This window comes from Bradyrhizobium sp. CCBAU 45384 (genome assembly GCF_028128665.1).
GTDB classification, from domain to species: domain Bacteria; phylum Pseudomonadota; class Alphaproteobacteria; order Rhizobiales; family Xanthobacteraceae; genus Bradyrhizobium; species Bradyrhizobium manausense.
In genome coordinates this window covers 1-19,222 of record NZ_LBIZ01000079.1, presented here as the reverse complement: position 1 = coordinate 19,222, position 19,222 = coordinate 1, and the positions used below count along the sequence as shown (strand labels likewise).

11 protein-coding genes and 3 pseudogenes are annotated in these 19,222 nt (G+C 59.5%); 8 read left to right on the top strand and 6 right to left on the bottom strand.

Annotated features, from left to right (window positions below; translation table 11 throughout):
- Positions 1-88: 88 nt before the first annotated feature.
- Positions 89-5,326: an Ig-like domain-containing protein gene (locus tag XH80_RS04605; protein ID WP_271597534.1), complete on the top strand. Its 5,238-nt coding sequence runs from the start codon at positions 89-91 to the stop codon at positions 5,324-5,326.
- Here XH80_RS04605 and XH80_RS04600 read toward each other — a convergent pair.
- Positions 5,313-6,782, bottom strand: coding sequence for a lipopolysaccharide biosynthesis protein (locus XH80_RS04600; protein ID WP_271597533.1), 1,470 nt, complete (start codon positions 6,780-6,782; stop codon positions 5,313-5,315). The two genes, XH80_RS04605 and XH80_RS04600, sit on opposite strands and share 14 nt — an antisense overlap.
- A gap of 421 nt (positions 6,783-7,203) precedes the next feature.
- Here XH80_RS04600 and XH80_RS04595 point away from each other — a divergent pair, with 421 nt between their 5' ends.
- Together XH80_RS04595 and XH80_RS04590 are read left to right on the top strand one after the other, a co-directional pair.
- Complete coding sequence (locus XH80_RS04595; protein ID WP_271597532.1) at positions 7,204-8,838, top strand: hypothetical protein; 1,635 nt, start codon at positions 7,204-7,206, stop codon at positions 8,836-8,838.
- Entirely contained in the window at positions 8,828-9,286 is a 459-nt protein-coding gene (locus tag XH80_RS04590; protein ID WP_271597531.1) for a DCC1-like thiol-disulfide oxidoreductase family protein, read from the top strand. The genes XH80_RS04595 and XH80_RS04590 overlap by 11 nt, the downstream gene beginning before the upstream one ends.
- A gap of 24 nt (positions 9,287-9,310) precedes the next feature.
- Here the strand turns inward: XH80_RS04590 and XH80_RS04585 are convergent, their stop codons facing one another.
- The 3 genes from XH80_RS04585 to XH80_RS04575 form a co-directional block, all read right to left on the bottom strand.
- A complete protein-coding gene (locus XH80_RS04585) occupies positions 9,311-10,468 on the bottom strand; it encodes a glycosyltransferase family 2 protein (protein WP_271597530.1) in 1,158 nt (385 codons plus the stop codon).
- A 611-nt stretch (positions 10,469-11,079) separates the two neighbouring features.
- Positions 11,080-11,370, bottom strand: a complete 291-nt coding sequence (locus tag XH80_RS04580; RefSeq protein WP_271597529.1) for a hypothetical protein — start codon at positions 11,368-11,370, stop codon at positions 11,080-11,082.
- Positions 11,371-11,676: 306 nt separating this feature from the next.
- Positions 11,677-12,087, bottom strand: a complete 411-nt coding sequence (locus XH80_RS04575; RefSeq protein ID WP_271597528.1) for a hypothetical protein — start codon at positions 12,085-12,087, stop codon at positions 11,677-11,679.
- Positions 12,088-12,425: 338 nt separating this feature from the next.
- Between XH80_RS04575 and XH80_RS04570 the strand changes: the two genes are divergently transcribed.
- Positions 12,426-13,643, top strand: a complete 1,218-nt coding sequence (locus XH80_RS04570; protein ID WP_271597527.1) for an acyltransferase family protein — start codon at positions 12,426-12,428, stop codon at positions 13,641-13,643.
- Positions 13,644-13,879: 236 nt separating this feature from the next.
- On the opposite strand, the pseudogene XH80_RS43865 reads toward XH80_RS04570, so the two are convergent.
- Positions 13,880-14,378 (bottom strand): annotated as a pseudogene (locus XH80_RS43865) (DUF968 domain-containing protein); the annotation flags it as partial.
- Between the two features lie 280 nt (positions 14,379-14,658).
- Here XH80_RS43865 and XH80_RS04560 point away from each other — a divergent pair.
- Complete coding sequence (locus XH80_RS04560; RefSeq protein WP_271597525.1) at positions 14,659-15,000, top strand: hypothetical protein; 342 nt, start codon at positions 14,659-14,661, stop codon at positions 14,998-15,000.
- A gap of 113 nt (positions 15,001-15,113) precedes the next feature.
- On the opposite strand, the gene XH80_RS04555 is transcribed toward XH80_RS04560, so the two are convergent.
- Positions 15,114-15,290, bottom strand: coding sequence for a hypothetical protein (locus XH80_RS04555; protein ID WP_271597524.1), 177 nt, complete (start codon positions 15,288-15,290; stop codon positions 15,114-15,116).
- 475 nt (positions 15,291-15,765) lie between these two features.
- Between XH80_RS04555 and XH80_RS04550 the strand changes: the two genes are divergently transcribed.
- The 3 genes and pseudogenes from XH80_RS04550 to XH80_RS04540 form a co-directional block, all read left to right on the top strand.
- Positions 15,766-16,647 carry an aldose 1-epimerase family protein gene (locus XH80_RS04550; RefSeq protein ID WP_271597523.1) on the top strand — a complete coding sequence of 294 codons (882 nt, stop codon included), beginning with the start codon at positions 15,766-15,768 and terminating at the stop codon, positions 16,645-16,647.
- A 146-nt stretch (positions 16,648-16,793) separates the two neighbouring features.
- Positions 16,794-17,071, top strand: a pseudogene (locus XH80_RS04545) (transposase); the annotation flags it as partial.
- A 1,239-nt stretch (positions 17,072-18,310) separates the two neighbouring features.
- Positions 18,311-18,502: pseudogene (locus XH80_RS04540) on the top strand (ArdC-like ssDNA-binding domain-containing protein); the annotation flags it as partial.
- Between the last annotated feature and the right edge of the window lie 720 nt (positions 18,503-19,222).

Genomic DNA, 19,222 nt, shown 5'->3' with positions numbered 1-19,222 from the left:
GCGTCATGCGTCAAATTGCATCGAATCGATAAGGCCCTTTTGAACGCGTGCATAGTTGTGTGCACGTAAAAGGAGCACGCAATCCATCATGACCATTATCAATGGAAGCGCCGGTACTGACGTTCTGTTTGGCGGTACCGGAAACGATGTTCTGACCGGAGGCGCAGGCAGCGATACTTTCGTCGTCTCGAAGGGATACGGCTCCGATACCGTCACTGATTTTCAGGCGGGCTTGGGCGGCGATGTGTTGCGATTGCAAAACTACGGCTTTGCGACGTTCGCCAGTTTCCTGGCAGCGGCCACCCAAGTGGGCTCCGATACGGTCGTCACGCTGTCGTCCACCGAAACCCTGACGCTGCAGAATGTCGCGCTTTCGACCTTGGTTGCAAGCAATGTCGCGCTGGACAATCCGCTGCCAGCGAGCGGAACGGCATGGAACTGGGCGGGTACCGTCGCCGCGGGCGGTACGCTGACGACCGGTGCGACAAATGACGGCATGGAGGCCGGCGGCACGGGCGTCACGCTGATCGGCGGAGCAGGGGACGACACCTACTATGTCTATGACCACAACACCAAGGTCGTCGAGCAGGCCGGAGAGGGTATCGATACGATCCGTGTCTGGAACATCAATGGATACAGCCTCGTCAATGCGCCGAACGTCGAGAATCTTGTCCTGACAGATAGTGTTCCGTCGCCCGCCACCGGCAATGATCTCAACAACATCATTGTCGGCAATGCCGGCGACAACATGATCGACGGCGGGCGAGGCAACGATGTGCTGACCGGTGGGGCCGGTCGCGACACCTTTGTCGTGAAAGCGGGCAACGGCAACGACATTGTCACCGACCTTCAGGCGGGTGCGGGTGGGGACATCCTGCAGCTCAACAACACCGGCTTCAAGACGTTCGCCGACGTCACGGCGGCCATGAAGCAGGTGGGCACTGACCTTGTCCTGACGATCGCTAGCGGCGAAACGATAACGCTTGAAAACACCAGCCTCCAGAATCTCACGGCCGCCAATATAAACATCGTCAGTCCCCTGACCGGACTGGTCCAGACCTTCAACGACGACTTCAACACGCTCTCCGCGGGTCAGGATCCGAGCCTGACCTGGCGCACGAGCTATGCCTGGAGCGGAGCCGCAGGGTACGGGCTGGCCGGCGAACAGGAGGTGTATGTCGATCCCAGCTTTTCCGGGCTGCCGGCCACTCAGGCATCAACGTCGCTCGGGCTCAATCCGTTCTCGATTCAGGACGGTCACCTCGTCATCACGGCGCAAGCGTTGCCTGCTAGCGCAACGCCTTATACGGGCAGTGCCATATTTTCGTCGGGCATGATCTCGACCCAGAACAGCTTTACTCAGACCTACGGCTATTTCGAGATGACGGCCACGCTGCCCAGCACGAGCGGAGCGTGGCCGGCGTTCTGGATGCTGCCCAGCACGGCCAATAACCTCAACACTGAGATCGATGTGCTCGAAGCCTTTGGCCAGGATCCTGACCAGGCGCATTGGGCCATTCACTCGCCCTACGCGCCGGCGACGAATGGGGGCTGGGCAAATACAGCCAACCTGACCACTGGAGAACACACGTTCGCGCTCAAATGGACGCCTTACGAATTGACATTCCTCGTCGACGGGAACGAGGTCGCGCGGCAGGCCACGCCCGCCGACATGAATACGGCGATGTACATGATCGCCAATCTGGCGATGGGCGGGAGCTGGCCGGGCAATGCCGCTCCAGGATCGACGGCGACGATGACCATCGATTCGATCAAAGCCTATCAATTGCCGGAATACACGCTTGCGAACTACACTCTGCTCACGAGTGGCACGCCGACCAACACGATCGCGGGAAGCGCGGCTGCGGACACGCTGAGCGGCACGTCCGGCAATGACCTGATCGGTGGTGCAGGAGGCGCCGATGTCATGACCGGCGGTGCCAGCGACGACACTTATGTCGTCACCGATTCCGGTGCGAAGGTTATCGAAGGCTATGGCGGAGGCATCGACACGGTAAACGCCTCGGTGACGTATACGCTTTCGAGCTACGTCGAGAATCTGACCCTCACCGGTTCCGCAGCCATCAACGCCACCGGCAATATTCAGTCCAACATCATCATCGGCAATGCCGCGGCAAACGTGATCACCGGCGGGCTCGGCAATGATATCCTGACCGGCGGCGGCGGTGCGGATAGCTTCGTAATCAACTCCGGCGACGGTTCGGACATCATCACCGACTTTTCGCCGGGATCAGGCGCCGGACACGATGTCGTCCAGCTCAACGGCTTTGCCTTCACCTCATTCGCCGACGTTCAAGCGGCGATGAGCCAAATCGGAAGCGACGTATATCTGAAGCTGACGAGCCAGGATACCCTGGTGTTCCGCAACACGACGGTCTCGGCATTCACCAGCGACGATTTCCAATTGCCAGCAACGCTCCCGGTCGGCGGCACGATCACGTCGTGGATCAGCGGGAAGGCGAGCAGCCGCATGGTGTACGGCACCGCGGCCAACGACAAGCTATCGGCGGTCAATATCGATGATACGCTCGTCGGATGGAACGGCGACGATACCTACGTCATCGGAAGCGCGAACCAGAAAATCGTCGAAAATCCCGGCGGCGGCGTTGACAGCGTGGAGGCGTGGACGTCGTACACGTTGTCGGCAAACGTCGAAAACCTGACGTTGATGATGGGCGGGCTCACGGGGGTCGGCAACCAAACGGCAAACCGTATGGTCGGCTCGAGCGGTGACGATTTCCTGGATGGCGCAGGCGGGAATGACTGGCTCTCCGGAGGAGCCGGAAACGATACGTTCATCTACAATGTAGCCAGCGGCAACGATACGGTCGCCGATTTCCACGTGTTCACGAGCGCGACTGCCGAACATGACAAGCTGATTCTGAAAGGCTACGATAGCGGCGCCTACTTGACCCATGTGAACGATGTGTGGACCGTTCACTACGCGGGTGGAGCAGACACGCTGCGCATCGCGGGCGTGACCAGCTTGACGTCGGCCGACTATTCATTCGTTTCCGCGACGAATTCGCCGATGACGATGACATCTATCGCCGTGCCGACGATCTCGGCTGTCAACGACAGCGGCTCGATCGTGTCGGGCCTCATCAATACAAATCATCTGGTCCTCACGGGTCGCGCGCAGGCAGGTGTAACCGTCAAGGTTTTCGACGGGACAACTCCGATCGGCACGGCGATCGCCGACGGCAACGGTAGCTGGAGCATGGCGACTGCAATGCTGGCCGAAGGCGGCCACACCTTTGCCGCCGCAGCGATGGACGGTGTCGGCAATCTCACCGCGCTCTCAGCCGGGGTGAATGTCACCATCGATACGATCGCCCCGAACGTGCCCAAGCTCGCGTCGTTCTCGCCCGATAGCAACGTCGCCGGCGATGGCGTCACCAATGTCAACCACGTGAATTTGACTGGAACCGCGGACGCCGGGAGCACGGTGCAGGTCTTCGACGGCGCGACGATGATCGGAACGGCGATCGCCGATACCAACGGAGCCTGGTCCTTTGCCACCGCAACGCTGGCGGACGGTAATCACACCTTTACCGGCAAGACCGCGGACACCGCCGGCAACGTCAGCGCTTCCTCCGGTGCGCTGAACGTCACGGTCGATACGCGTGCCCCGGTTGCACCCATCCTGACCTCGGGCGCACCTGGAGCTTCAAGCGCGATAATCGTGTCCGGCACGGCAGAAGCCGGAAGCACTGTCCGGCTGTACGAAGGCTCGATCTTGATCGGCACGGGCGTCGCGGCGACGAGTGGGGCCTGGAGCGTCACCACCGGATCGCTCACGGCAGGGCAACACAGCTTCACCGCGACCGGCACCGATATCGCCGGCAATTTGAGCCAGCTTTCGAACACTTTCAGCTCCGCCGTCGGTACGGTGATCGAAGCGGCCGGCACGACATCGCTTATCAAGTCGGGGAGCAACTTCTACCTTTCGACGGTCGGCTCATCGGTGATCTTGAAGTATGGCGGAACGGCGGTTGTGGCGGGGCAGCTTGGGTCATGGGTGCCAGTGGGTGCGGAAGCGACGTCGAACGGCTATCTTGTTGCGTGGAAGATCCCCTCGACTGGTCAGTTCACGGTCTGGAGCACCGATCGCAACGGCAATTTCGTATCCACCTATCTTAACAAGACATCCGGCACCGACCCGGCTCTTGAATCGAACGAGACACTCTTTCACCAGGATCTCAACGGTGATGGCGTGATTGGTTTTCCATCGACGTCCCAGAAGGTTTCAGGCACGATAATCGAGGCGTCCGGCTCAACCAGCCTGGTTCAGGTCGGCTCGAACTACTTGCTCGATTCGATGGCCAGCGGTGCGGGGCCGACGTTGAAGTATGGTGGTGTGGCGGTTGTGTCGGGACAGTTCAGCACTTGGACGCCGGTCGGCGTGGAGCAAACGACCAGCGGCTATGATGTCGCCTGGAAGATTCCGGCCACCGGCGAACTCTGCGTGTGGACCACGGACAGCAATGGCAACTGGGTATCGAACCTCCTGAATAAGGTGTCCCCGACCGACCCTGCTCTCAAAGCGGTCGAGACGACGTTTTACCAGGATCTTAATGGCGATGGTGTAATCAATACGTCATCGACCATCCTCAAGATCTCCGGAAATGTCGTATTGAATCTGGGCAATATGTCACAGGCCGCGACGGTCGACCCCGGCGCCACGCTCGAATTGTCCGGCGCCGCTTCCGGGTCGATCACCTTCAAGGCGTCGACCGGCAATCTGGTGTTGGACCACGCGTCGCAATTTACGGGAACGCTCATCGGTCTAACGGGTGACGGCACCGCGTCAAATTCCAACCATATCGACCTGAAGGACATCGCCTACGGAGCGGGAACGACGGCGTCCTTTTCCGGCGATACAGCCGGTGGCGTGTTGACCGTGGTCGACGCTCAAAATCACACGGCACATATCTCGCTTGCTGGCGACTACACCAAGTCGACCTTCAATCTCTCGAGCGACGGATCCGGGGGCACACTGGTCATCGATCCTCCGAAGGCTAACTTTGATTTTTCGGCGGTTGCGCCGTCGCAGCCTCCTGCTACCGCACCGGCCGTCGGCACCGCGCGCCTGGGAGGCGAGGGGTTCGTGTTCGAGCAGTCCGCCACCTCCAACCCATATGACTTAGTTAACGAGGCGTTTCATGAAACGGCCAAGGTAGGGCTCCTCGCGGCCACCACTTATCCAGATGTTGACTCGAGTCTTCATCAGGTCGACGCCGTTCACGCGGTAGCCCCGATTGATGTCCATCTGGCGGAGTTGCATAACTTCATTCTTCGCTGAAGGTCTTTGCCTTTCGAACAACGTTGCGCAACGCGCGTTTCGCAAGTTCCCGTTTCCGCGTGAAGGAGATCATGGCGAGGAGATATGATGCATAGGCAAGCGCCAGCAGCGTAACCAGCCCAGCGAAAGAGTTTCCATCCAGCAATGAGATGTTCGAAATCCTCGTGACGGCCGCCGCAACGCCACAACCGATCCAATGCGGGACGGTCGTCTTGACCAGGCTCGTTGTCGTCACCGGCCCATGACGACCGATAGATATCGCGCAAAGCGGCAGCACGACGGTGCAGTTCACCAGCGTATACGCCGCGGCGATTCCAAGCGCACCCCAGGGAAGACCGACGAGGAATGAGGTCACGTTGATCAAGGCGGTCCAAACGCCAAGCCTGAAGTACTCCTGGCTACGGCCTTGACTGAGGAACAGCCAAGCTGCCGTCGCGGTCGCGACCTGGATCAAGCCGGCAACGCCGAGCCAGGAAAAAATCGGGGCTGCGCCCACCCAATGCTCGCCAAGGAGAACTCTGAAGAGCGGCTCCGAGAGTAGGATGGCAAACACGATGCCCGGCTGACATATGAGCATCACCATAGAAAGCGCATCATTGTAGGTACTGAGATATCTCTCCTTATCGAAACGAAGCCGCGAAAGCAGCGGGACAATCACCTGGCCGATCGGGTTGTGTAATTGGACGATCGGCAGCAGCAACAGCTTATAGGCCCGATCGTACAGGCCAAGTTCGTCGCCGCCTCGAAATTTGCCGATGAGAATGTTGTCCGCATTTCTCGAAAGATAGTTGACGAGGTTGAACCCTGACACGTGCAGGCCAAATCGCGCCATGTGGCGCGTCTCGCTGTCCAGACTGGGATATCCGGGGCGATAGCCGGAATAGGCCCAGATCCCGATTGTCGAAAAGAGGGTAAGAACGAACGTGGACAGGTAAAGTGCCCAATAGTTTCTCAAGATGATTACAGCGACGATCCCTGCGACAACGGAAGCGGTTGTCGCGGCGACATCCAGGATTGCTAGGGCCTTAAATCGGGATTCTCTGGCAAGGAGAGCCGCCGGAACGGTCGGAAGGCCAGCTATGAAGCTTAGGCCGGCAATTGCGATCATAAGCTGTTGAAGCCTCGTATCGCCATAAAACAGCGCAACCGGATGCGCGCTCAACGCCAGAACGAGAGCAGATGCCGCGGAAGCGAGCACTGACAGCCAGAACAGCGCATCGATTTGGCCCTTGGCGATTTCCGTGCGTTGAATGATGGCCTGTCCAACGCCGACATCCTTGATGAGCCCGAGGAACGTTGCGGCCGTCGCAGACATAGCCAGCAGGCCGAAGTCGGACGGGGCAAGATTTCGCGTCGAGAATATAGTCAGGACAAAACCGGCCGAGAGTTTCCAGGCTTGGGACCCGCCCGTTATCAGGATGTTGGTTACGGCCCGTGACTTGCTGTCCTTGTCCAACGGCTCACCCCCGCGGAATCAAACACCTCTTGCGCGGTCTCGCGCCTGCCAGCAAATGCCGCGGGAAATCCAGCGCGCTGTACGATGGCGGTTCCGATCGTCTCCGGCTTTTAGCTTGGCCTTGACACGAACGGAAGACGTGATCGGGCGATGTGGGATCGGCCTGGGCGAGCCTGCTCGAAACTGATCTCAAGCGATGGCTGGACGTCACTAACGTCAATGCAGACACTTGTGGTCACATCAATGCCCACAGTTTGTCATATTTCGATACACAGTGCTGAGGTTCCCGTGAGATGATTTTGTGAGCACTCACACCCGGAGAAGGGCAAGCTGCGCTTGCCATATTTGCAGGCCGCTAGTCATTCTATAATGTTCGGTTGATCTCGATGGCGAAGCTCCGGAGGTCCGAGACGGGATGACGTTGTACACTGTTGCATCACGGCAAGGAGCGCGGTCTGGCGTCGCGTCGCTTGCGGGACCTCTCTTCCTCCTTACAGTAGCCGTCATTCTGTCTGCGATTTCGCGGCGGACCGTCACGCATCTCGCGCGCTGGTCTGACATTTACGCTCTGGTGCTGGTTTGCTCGGCATTTGCCGGCGCGCTCGCCTTCAGCTCCATTCGCTACCGTGATTTCTCGCCGCCATTGCGGATCACCGCCTTCGCGATCGGAATGACGATCTTCGTGCAGTTGCTGTTCGATTCATTGGGGCCCTTCGCAGGGCCTCCCAACATCCTGTTCGGGGCGGGCGACAAGATTCTGTTCTTCCGCTACGGTGCGGTGCTTGCGGTTGTGGCGGGAATAGCCGCGATCTGGCGCCCTTCATTTCTGGTGCCGCTGTTCTACTTCTATCATGCATGGCGCGAAATGGTGAGCGTCGTGTCCGGCATCTTCGTGACGGAGACCGATTATCTCGGTATGCTCGACGTTGGTAACTTCGCCGTGCTTGGCGTGCTCGGCACGATCGTTCTCACCAGCGCCTGGGTGATGGATCGCGTGCCGAGGCTGCGAACTCTGTTCGCTTCCGCAGATGACGTGAAGCAGCTTCGCGATCGCGCCTATGGCTTGATTTGGGCGTGCGCCGTCGGGGCGCATCTCGGCAGCTATTTCTGGTCGGGAATCGCAAAGCTGCAGGCTGGTGGCGAGAAGCCGTGGACCTGGCTGTTCGCAAATCCCACGCAAACCTCCATCCTGATGGGCCTCGAACGCGGCGACGCCCCGCTCGGCCTGTGGCCGGGCGCGTTGCAGACCATCTGGGACGCGATCGTGAGCAACCAGCTGATCTTCAACGTCTTCGTGCTGGGTGCCCAGCTCCTGTCGCCCCTGGCCGCGATCTCGACGCGCGCGCTGTCGTTCTTCTGCCTGCTGTTCGACGTCTTCCACATCGGCGTGTACTTCACGCTCGGGGCTCTTTTCTTCTTCTGGATTGCGCTCAACCTGTTCATCGTGGCCGCGGCACGCACGCTGCCGCGTGATGGGTTCACCCCGGCGATGAAGGTTGTGATGGTCGTGACCGTCATCTTTGGCCGGTTCTTCTTCTACACCAATCACCTGGGATGGCTGGACGGGCCGAAGCTGGCAAGCCCGCGGCTTTTCGTCGAGACCCGCGATGGTCGCCAGGTTCTCGCGCCTTCCACCTATTTCGGCATCTACTCGTACATGATCGGGACCGGAACCATGTACATCCCTGAGAATCATTTCCGGGCTCGCGTTGGCGGCAATAACCACGATCTTGCGACTTGGCACGACGCGACCACCTGCGGCCCGGAGATCCTTCCGCGTCAAGACACAGGCGTATCCATGGAGGCCGTGGAAAAATTGATCCGCGAGACGGATCGCTTTTTTCGTGTCTACCCCTGGGTGAAGGACAACAACAGCTTTTATGCCTATCCGCACCACATGCTGTCCAATCCATGGCTGTATGGCGAATTCAACGAGCTGACCATGGACGATATCGTCGCCTATCACTATGTGGTGGACTCAGTATGTCTCGGCCTGGCGGAGGGCAAGCTTGTGCGCGACGTTCGGAATCGAACGGACTATCGAATTGACCCATAGTGATGACGAGATCTGGGTGGTCTATGACGGCGAATGCCCGTTATGCAGCCGCTATGTTCTGTTGTACCAGTTGCGGGAGCGTGGGCAGCGCATTCACCTGATAGACGCGCGTTCGGAGCATCCGATCGTCGGCGATATCCGCGCCCGCAACCTCAATCTCAATGAAGGCATGGTGGTTCGCTGGCGTGGGCGGCACTACCATGGGGCCGATGCAATGCATCTGCTGGCAACGCTTGCCGCGGAGACGACTGTCTTCAATCGCCTTAATCGGCTGGTGTTCTCCCGGCCACGCCTGGCAAGGGCACTTTATCCGGCACTGGTGCGTGGAAGGAAGCTTCTCCTTCGGCTTCTCGGCCGCAAGCTGATCGATGAGATCAATGCTCCGGAACAGCGGATACCGGTCGGTCCTTCCGACGAAAACATCAAGCGCAACGAGGGGGTCCGATGACGATTGGAGGAAGGGTGGGGCAGGTTATCGCGTCGCGGCCTGATAGGCCGGAGAGAGACGCATCAGGCCGCAGCGGACAAGGTCGTCGGATGATTGGTAGATCAGGCTTTTCGGATAGATGAGTTCGAATGACCGATTTTGATCGAGTCGCTCCGCGTAGCGCTGATACTCGACCGATCCGAGATAGTAATTCCCTTCACGGACCGCGATTGCGACCTTATCGGTGAAGTCGTGGAGAAATTTGAAATGGAGCAGGGCGCCTGTGACATCGCCTGGCTTGCCTGGTGGGGTCATCAGGTGACCGGCGGCGATATAGCGACGGCCGGGCAACCAGCGCGCGAGCGGCACTTTAGTGAGCAGCGGTGGCTGCCAGCGCGTGATGTTAACTGCAGGCAGCAGCCGCGCCAGCCCGTATGGCTCAAGCAACTGTACGAGTGCGTCATAAAGGGCGATCTTCGGCGGCATCGGTTCGTCATAAAACAGCCTCGCTCGCGCACCGCCCACCAGGTAGTTGGCCGGAAAGCCGCGCCGACGGCGCTTCACATAGGTATCTGAATCGAAGTAGGGGCAGAACGCGACGAGGCTCTCACCGGCTTGGTAGCGCTCCGGGCCTCCGAGCCAGCGTGGATACATGTCCACCATCTCCGCGGTCATGCAATCGGCGCCGGTGCTCTCCAGATATCGGCACAGCCATCGAAGATCAAAATTTTCGCAACCGGGATAGACAAAGAGTTCGTCGGCGTCGAGCGTCAGCGCCCACCGTCCTGGCGCGAATTGGTCGAGCACGGCGCTGGTCCAACGCGCGCCACCACTTGATTCTGCAAAGGACTCCCGGATCTCGAACACGTGAACGTCCGGCTGATCGAGCAGGAATGCTCGCGTGCCGTCATCCGAACGGTCATCGATCGCGAGGAAACGTCGGACCCCAAGCCGGCGATGATGGCGCAGGAATTCGGGTAATCGCAGCATTTCGTTGCGGAGCTTGCCGACAGCCACGATCTCATCGGCGCCGAAGTCGAGGGGCCGGGTATCAATCCGGTGAATGACCGGATCGGGACGCTGCTTGGCCGGTGATCGCGCTGGCGTCAAAAATGCGACAGCCGCTTGACCCCTTACCATCAACCTTTGTAACGCGTTCTGCGCGCCGTTGCCGCCCGCGGCTGTTCTCGCCAGCAATTCCATTTTTAATTTCCAGCCAACCGATCATATCTGGATTGTCTACATAAAGACGGCGAATATAGGTGCTATGGAGAGTCATGTTGTCTCAGCGGGTTGATCTAGCATCATAAACCCGTGGCAAGGCGCAAATGTGCGCTTCTTCTTTGCAATCGAGGAATATCGGCCGGCGGCTTCACATCGGTTCCGAATAAATTGCATTGCCATTTATTCCCAAACGTCCTGAGCATACTGTGTCGCGTCAGCTTGTCGCGGATTCGCCTCGTCTAAAAGCATTAGCCTCGTCTTGGTGCAACACAGCCATTCCGCTGAAGTTTCAACGAGCCGAAATCAAAATCAAAGAAGAAAGCCTGCGCCACGCATTCACACGCGTATTCACTTGGGTGTAGCAGATATTGTCGTTGAGCAGATTGGAAGCTGCAGGCCAACAGCTTCAGCGGAGCACCACGCGCGCAGGGGGATCATGCCGCGTAAACGACGCGTTCACAACACACCGGCAGGAATGCGGCCCGGCGGGATGGTCTGCATGAACTAAGCAGGTGCGGCGCTTCTACGGGAGGTTGTCACAGCGTACGGGCCTGCGACAACATTCTCGGTGGCCGCTCAGGATAGGTGTCTTAGGCTGCGATTTGCGATTCAGGCATCTGCGGTGATGCCTCCGACTGCACCTGGTCCAGCACCGAGAGGTTCGCGATGAGCAGATAGATCAGCAGGCTCGCGCAATAGACGACTTGCAAGACCACCGCGCTAGCGACGAATGCGAGCGCGCCCGTCGTGAAACCCTGCTCGAGGCCCAAATACCATGCTGCAGCCAGGATTAGCATCGTTGCGGGAATAAGGGCATATGCGCGAAGAAAACGCCCCAGAAGAACACCCGCCACGGCGCTTGCGATCATCAGCACAACCAAATCTGCCCTCCTGCTCTCCGGACGCGTGACGGGCCGTATTGTAGCCACAGAACCGCTAAAAACATACCATTTTTACGCGGCCCCGGCCAGTCTTTACCTGCCTGTGCTGCGGGCGGGCGGTTCCGTCGTAAAAGGTGCTCCGTCATCGACCCGGTGCCCTGGATTCCCAGCGGGATCTCGGAGCTCTCCTGCCGACAACCTGGTGCTTCTCGGTTCCAGGGGCTTACTTCCCACCCCGTCTCGGCAACACGCCGACACGTAAATGCGGCAAGATGCTTGTGACCAGACGCTTCGGAGAAAAGGGCCCTAACCGCCCTGTTTTTTGCGCAGCAGGAGTCCGACCAGTTCTTCGAGGCTCTGCTCAATGTCCACGGACTGCAAGGATCCGGTATCGGGCTTGGAGGAATGCGGCTCGATCAAACGCAAGCTTGCGCCGGCAAGCCCGGATTTCACTGGCCTCGGCTCCCCAATTGATACGGGTTTAAACGACTCAAGCATGTCATAGTTCGCCTGCTCAGTTATTGCGGGTTGAGGTGTGGCGTTTCGCGTCATGGTGCTTTCATCGGAAGATGGCCGCCCGGTTCTGAGCGCAGGCGAAACGTAGGGCTGCAAGTTCAAGTACTCGGCGTGGCGCTTACGAGAGATCAGCTCACGCGTGCCGTAGCCGGCCGCGAAGCCAATCGCGAGCAGAACAGATATGATGAGGAGCCCAGCCATCAAACTACCCGCGCCCCCGCATAATTCTGCCTCAGAGTTAACCTGTTACCGTCTATACCCCGTAGTTGATAACTGCCGTAATTGACGATTTGAAGGCACGTCGTTCGCCGTGTCCGGGGAGGGCTGCGCTCGCGTAAGGATCGCTTCCAACGAGTCGTGAGGTGTTCGCGATACGAGATATCCGCTGCATCCCTAGCGATGCGGTGACTTGCCTATTTGCTGGTCAATGCACCTTCGGTTTGGCATCGCGCTGTCGTGAGTGTGACGGCCGTCAATTGACAGCTCGCTCAACGTAGCGAACATCGCAAACAGGAAATCACCATACCGAGATCGCCGCCTTGTCGTTACAATCTCCAGGTTCAGCCATCAAAGCCGATAGTCGCGAGGAGAAGATCGGCGCGGTCGACGGTTTTCGCGGACTCGCCATCTTGATGGTGATCCTCTTTCACTTGCTTGTTCCGTTTACATCCAGCGCGTCGGCGTTTCCCGGCGAACTTGATCCGAATGGTCTCCTGGCCATTGTCGCCAAGCACGGCTTCCTGGGTGTAAATATCTTTTTTGTGCTCTCCGGATTCGTTCTGTACCTGCCCTATCGCACAAAGAAGCGAGCCATCGGTCGGCTCGCCGACCTCCCGCATTTCTATCGGCATCGCGCAGCCCGGTTGCTTCCACTTTACTATACGGTAGTCCTCGTGACGGTTGCGCTCCATGCCAAGTCGCCCGCTGGATCGCACGCGTGGTACCTGGAACTCGGCGGACTGTTATCTACGCTTTTCATTTTTGTGCCGCACGGGTTTATGCCCCCCTCCAATCCCGTATTATGGTCCGTAGGCGTTGAGATCTGGTTCAGCCTTTTGTTTCCGCTTCTGATTCTTCTCACCGCGCGCTTTGGCCTCCGAACGCTGTTGCTGTTGAGCGTCGTCATCTGCTCAGCTTTCGTGGTGGCTGGTCACCTTATCGCGGTGGATCGGATTGGGATGTTTCGCCCGTTTGTGGGCGGAATATTTGGGTCGTGTTACCAGTTCATTTTCGGAATGTTGGTCTGCGATCTCTACGTTAAGTCCAGGGACAGTGTATCACTTAGGAGATTTCAGGCGCGCGGGTTGCTGCCTGGACTGCTAGTGATGATTGCCGCCATATACCTCAAGGATAATGGCCCCTGGGCGGTGAGCATTCTCTACGCCACGATCTTTTGCGCCGGGTTTGCCATGGTGCTGCTGGCGGTGTTGTGCGGGGCATGGTCCGCAAATCGCTTGTTCGAGGCGTGGCCAATTCAAGTCGTCGGATGCATGTGCTACAGTATTTATGCGTGGCATTCGATCATCATGGTTGAAATGATCCCGCCCGATACGTCTCCGTTGCAAGACACGCTTCAACTTTCATTGCCCTATCTTGCAATAACCATCCTGCTAAGTGCCCTGAGCTACCGCTATATCGAATTTGGCCATCAGCGCGATTGGAGGTCGTTGTTCCTGTTGCGCAACGCCAATTCCGACGAACTCGCCGGCGCTGGGGTATCGCGTCAGGGTGGGTCTAAACCGGTTGCTTCGTCTTGAGAGAACTTCGGGCTTCTCGCACTGTGAGTCGCAGGTATGTTCGGTGGTCCGGAGTCGGCGGCAAGCTTTTAATGCGGCCACGCCTATCACGCCCTTCTCTCCTCGAACCTTTGCAGCTGACCATTGCGTCTTCGCAGAGCTGGGGCCCCGCGGAACCGCCGGTCACGGGGGAGCCTTCAGGACTGAGGCGTGGGGGGATGGCCTCACTTAAGAGGCCGGCGGCGCGCGGGCTACCTCGGGCTAGCCTCCCACAACTCCAGCGCCATCCGCAATGGCGTGATCTGCAGGTTCGCCCACCAGGCGCGTTCATTGCCGTACCGGTGCAGCTGTTGATGATGCTCGCGGCACAGTCGCACCGTGAACTCGTCGCTGAGACCTTGCGTCCGAGGCTAGTTGGTTGCGCCAATCTCAGATGATGAGTGTCGCACGGGGTTTGCTGGCAAGCCAGACATGGTTGCTGTCGGACAAACAACAAATGGGCCTTGCTGCGCTTGCGGGGAGGTCTTTGGGATAAGTCAGCAAAATCTCTTGTCCGCAAGGCTGCAGCGCCGGGTTGGTCCCTGCGGCGGCAGCCGTGAGCAACTCCGGCGACGGTTCGGCTGCTGGTTCGATGTCGATTCCAGGTGAACTGGTAAGGTCTTCAAGCTTGGTTTGATAGGCGGATTCGACTAGCCGGGGATCCGTCTCCAGAAGGGTGTTCTTGAGCGGCAAGTTAGCCTTGGCCCAAGCGAGGAGCCGCCGTCACAGGTCGTTCTCCATCCAACACTTCTACCCTGCGCGTCGCAGCAAGGCGCGCTGCACGGACTGCAACGTTCACTGCTCATCACTGAGTCGACAGCGGCGTACGCCTGTCCGGAACGTGAATTGGCGAACGAGATTCAACCCAAGAACATCGTCGAGACGTTCTTCCTTGCCGATGTTGCGGCGTGCTTGTGGGAGATGATACGGCTGCGACGATGCAAGGACCAGGTGATCAACTTCGCCTTTGGGCCGGCAATTTCCGAGGTGTTGGATCGTGTTCTGGGGTCCACCCGAGACTGTTGCCGAGTGCGAAGCGCGTGCCGCGCTCGAGCGCGAGTGGTTCACCAAGCCGAAGGCGCGGCGCGAAGTTGCAAAGCGGCTTGCCGCGTTTCAACTCGACGAAGGGGTCATTGAAGCTGCCGCGATCAGCAGCCAAGCTGATCAGCTCGAAAGGCTGGATCGGATGATTTCAGCGCAACAGGCCCGGCTGCATCGCGCTCTTGACGCGTTAGCAGAGTACCGAGAGGCTTTCGCCGTTCGAGTCCGGACTGCGGTCGAGCGAGCGACGGACCAATCGGCGCTCGCCCAGCTTCCTGCTCGCCAGAAAGCGGGGTGATCATGGCAAGCCAAAGCCAGATCGCAGCCAATCGGCAAAATGCCAGAAAGAGCACCGGGCCGCGGTCTCGCGCGGGGAAGAAACGTTCCAGCGGAAATGCACTCAGGCATGGGCTATCGATTTCGTTTCAGCCCAGCGCAGTGCTGGCCAAAGCCATTGAGAAGCTCGCCCAGCAGATGGCCGGCCCACGGCCTGACCGCATTGTCCTTGAGTTGGCCCGGGCCGCGGCGAGCGCCGCCTTCGACCTCGCCCGCGTCCGCCAAGTCAAAACACAGCTGATAAAAGGCCATATCGGCGCTGGGATCTGTCGATCCGCCGCCGACCTTCACCGCACGAAGGGGCGACTTGCCTTACCTCGAGCTGGCGCTGAAGAGTAGCGTTTCCGCCTCCGGCACGATCCGACCCGTCGGCGACAATGCCCTCTTAAGAGGTCGCCCGCGATGCCGCTGTACGCCGAGCGCTGCCTGAACTCGCTAAGTTAGACCGTTATGAGCCTCGCGCTATCAACCGGCGCGATCGCGCAATTCGGGCGATGATCAGTTCATGATCTAATGCCTAATACTATCTAAGACTGTAATCATGATAAATACGTTCTCAAGTAGAGAATCAGCTGATCTGCAGAACAAAGCCAAATTCTTCGTTTGATTTCAGCGCCCTACACAAGCGAGGGAATCAATCCTTCGGTAGCGGCGGACGCGTAAAGCAGACGTTGCGCCTCGGCCGCGTCGCCTTGCTGCATGCGAGTCCGCGGTGTAGAGGTTGGCAATGACCGACGACACCCACTCCTTTCGCAGCGGATCGCTCACCGCGACCGTCAAGGCGTACGGCGCCGAGCTCTGCTCGCTGAAGGGTGGCGACATCGAGTTCCTTTGGCAGGCGGGCCCGGAATGGCCGCGTCACGCGCCGCTGCTGTTTCCCATCGTCGGACGCCTCGCCAACGACGAATTGCGGCACGAGGGCAAGACATACCGGATGACCCAGCACGGCTTTGCGCGCGACAGCCGATTTGCATGGGGAGCACGCGAAGAGAACAGGTGCACGCTGGTGCTAGAGGACAGCGAGGCGACCCGCGAGCGCTATCCGTTCGCGTTCCGCCTGACAGCGACCTATGCGCTCGATGATGCCGGTCTCGATCTCATACTCGCGGTCGAGAACACGGGAGGCGAGACGCTGCCGGTGTCGCTCGGTGGCCATCCCGCTTTCAACTGGCCGCTTCAGGCTGGCGTGCCGAAGGAAAACTATACGCTGACGTTCACGCATGAGGAGCCGTCGCCGATCTGTCGCGTCGAGGGCGGGCTCCTGCTCGCGGCTGCGGATCCCAGCCCGGTCCAGGGCACTGTGCTCCCGCTGTCGGAGGCCCTGTTCAGCAACGACGCAGTGATTTTCAATCCCGTCGACAGCGCCGCGATCCGCTATGCGGACGGGCAGGGCACCGGGCCCTGGCTCAAAGTATCCTGGCGCGGCTTTCGCGAGCTCGGAATCTGGTCGAAACCATCGGGTGCGCCGTTCCTTTGCATCGAGCCCTGGCGCGGCTACGCCAGCCCCAAAGATTTCAACGGCGAATTCACCGACAAGCCAGGGCTGATGCATATTGCGCCCGGTGCGGAGGAGCAGCTCTCGTTCCGGATTGATGTGGGCACGTCTTGAGCTCTAAGACCTCGATGCACGTCAGATCGTCGCCGAGGACGACGGGTCCCGAATAGTCCTGCCTGACATCCGCGAGCAGCGCGTTCAGCATGGCATCGTCGGTGCGGGGACGGTAATGGGTCAGCGCCAGCTTCTTGACGCCGGCCGATGTGCTGGCCAACATGACGTTCCCACCGCCGTACCGGACTAAGCTGCACTCGACCAACCTCGATCGAGCGCCTTAACCCCGCGATCAAGTGTTGGACCGAGCTCGTAGGCACTTCCTCCAATGATGACGCTCCTCGGCGCGATACTGGTCGAGCAAAACGACGAAATGGGCCATCCAGCGTGCCGCCAGCTCACGCTGGAAACCCCCGCGCCGCTGAGGATCCAACCGATAGCCTTCAGGCTATCGCGGGCTGATCAGCCCGGCCGATGCCGGTGAACGCGATGAGCCGCCGCCAGCTACTCCACGCAACGGGACACGATCCCTCAACCGCACCCGTTTCGCACCGGAAAGGTCAAAGCGAGTAATCAAGAGCGCGATCGAATGCAAAGAAAAGTGCCGCAAAATCAACGAAACTAGCCCGAGAGCCGGCCGCACATAACGGTCTGGTTGCAGGTTCGGGAACGGTCTCAACAGGCAGAATCGATCTGGCAGCACCGGCTTTTGTCCAAGTTCAACATCTGCAACTGAGCACGCTGCGGCAACGACGTCGGCTCGCGGCAAAGTCCTCTCTGCTTCGGACAAGGAAACCAAGCTCTAAGCTAGTGTCGCCACGATCGCCCCTTCCGCTACCTGCCAAGAGGCGCCTGGTCTGCGGCTAGCGCGCTGATGTCGTAGCCGCTTACCTGGATTATCGTGACACAAGTGAGTTGGCACGCGGCGCCGGCCGCGCCTCCACCCGATGAGTTATCGTGGAGCCGGAGGACAGCTGGTTTGTCGGAATAGCGGCCGACCACGTGTCGGAATGGTTGTCGCGAGAGTTACTAGGCTATTGAAAGCTTGGTGGATGCACCATGGCTCCAACCTGGTACCGCTGATTAGGAAGCATCTGCTTCTCTTTACCGATGCGTCCTCATTCTAACAATCTGTCGTTCAAGTCGCTCGGGAAGCACGCATAGGAACTCCAATTGTCGGAATGGCAGACATGGCCGGGCCCGACAGCAAACAGCGTCCCTGGGTGAACGAGGTAGAGGAAGATCCGCTGCGGTGCACGGATATATGCGAGGGGAATTCAATTCTATCTCTATCGCCGCGCGTGCGGCCAGTGCCGCAGTGGGCTCTCGTGAACCGAGCCGCTTTACGTCTCGGCCGCCGTGCGGCTTCGATCCCTCGCGCAAAGAGATGCGGAACTCCTCGCCGGGGGCACTCGGAAAAGGGGGCTCGCCTGCGGCGATCGCTATCACTGCCCCGTTCCCGGGTGCCGCTATTGAACCGGTCTCGTCGCTGCACTCGGACCCGCATGCCCTTCGGGTCGCTATGCTCACGCTCTCCGGGTGCCATTTTGCGTGAGGCGATGCGCCCTTGGCGCCACGCCGGGTCGGGCCTGCGGCCCCAGCGCACTCCAAGCTCAAGTCCCAATCATGGGATGGAAAGGCGGGGCGTCGCAGATTTCGCATTCCGTCATTTGTTTGCGTGCGGTGCTCTCGCAAATCACGCGGCGTCGATTCCGCCTGAGTTCGCCAGACGCTGTCGCTTGGCGGTCACGTCCGGAAGGGCGAGCGCGGCACCCCCATTGTCTATGCCGATCGCTTTGTGCCGGTCGATGAAACGCGGCGCGCCAGTGAAACAAACGACGAAGCTCAGGCCATCCCGTTCCTCAAGCGTTTCACGGTCTTCAACACTGAACTGTGCGATGGTTTTACTTCAGAGAATTCGCCTGTCTGGGCGTGGTCTGTAGGCACAGCGTGGATGCGCTTGACCACTTTTGCTGAGTCCCGTCAATTCGAACTGGTTGGCGTGGTGGAAAGTCGGTCACCACCAGTTCTTCCAGCTTCTACGCGCGAAGGATGACCGCTCACCGCCGCCGTCGTCGAGCAGGCTCGCGTAAATTCGAGCATTGAACGAGGGATGATCGGGCTGTGAGCGGGGAGGGGCAGTCCTCCTTGGGTGCCGTAGACCAAGTCGCCCCCGTTTCGGCGGGCCCACCAAGCTTGCGACGGAGCGGCGATGTCTCGATCGTTTCTTCGGAGACGACACCGCTCTTTGCAGCAGATTGTTTCTCTTTCTACGCCGAATCGTTCCCACCTCTTGTCCAGCGCAACCGGGATTCGCCACGTCTTCTCTCGAGAGTGTGGTTCAGCACGCGACGCACGTGGCCTCATTGATGGCTTGATCTGGCCGAAGACCGGCTTTGCCTCAATCGTCTGAGCCGCAACGCCGTTGATGCAACTTTCTTCCCCTGGGCTTCGCCCATTCCTCGCGAGACAAGAAAGTCGCCACAACGGCGTCCTCCGCTGCGCTCTGGCCCTTGAAGCGGGTGCGGCGCCGATCGTCCTCGGCCCTAGAACGCCATCGAGGCCGCGGTGGTCGCGGGCTCGAAACACAACAGGTAGAGTAGGCGCGCAGCGCCGTGCCGCCTCGCAGCGGTCG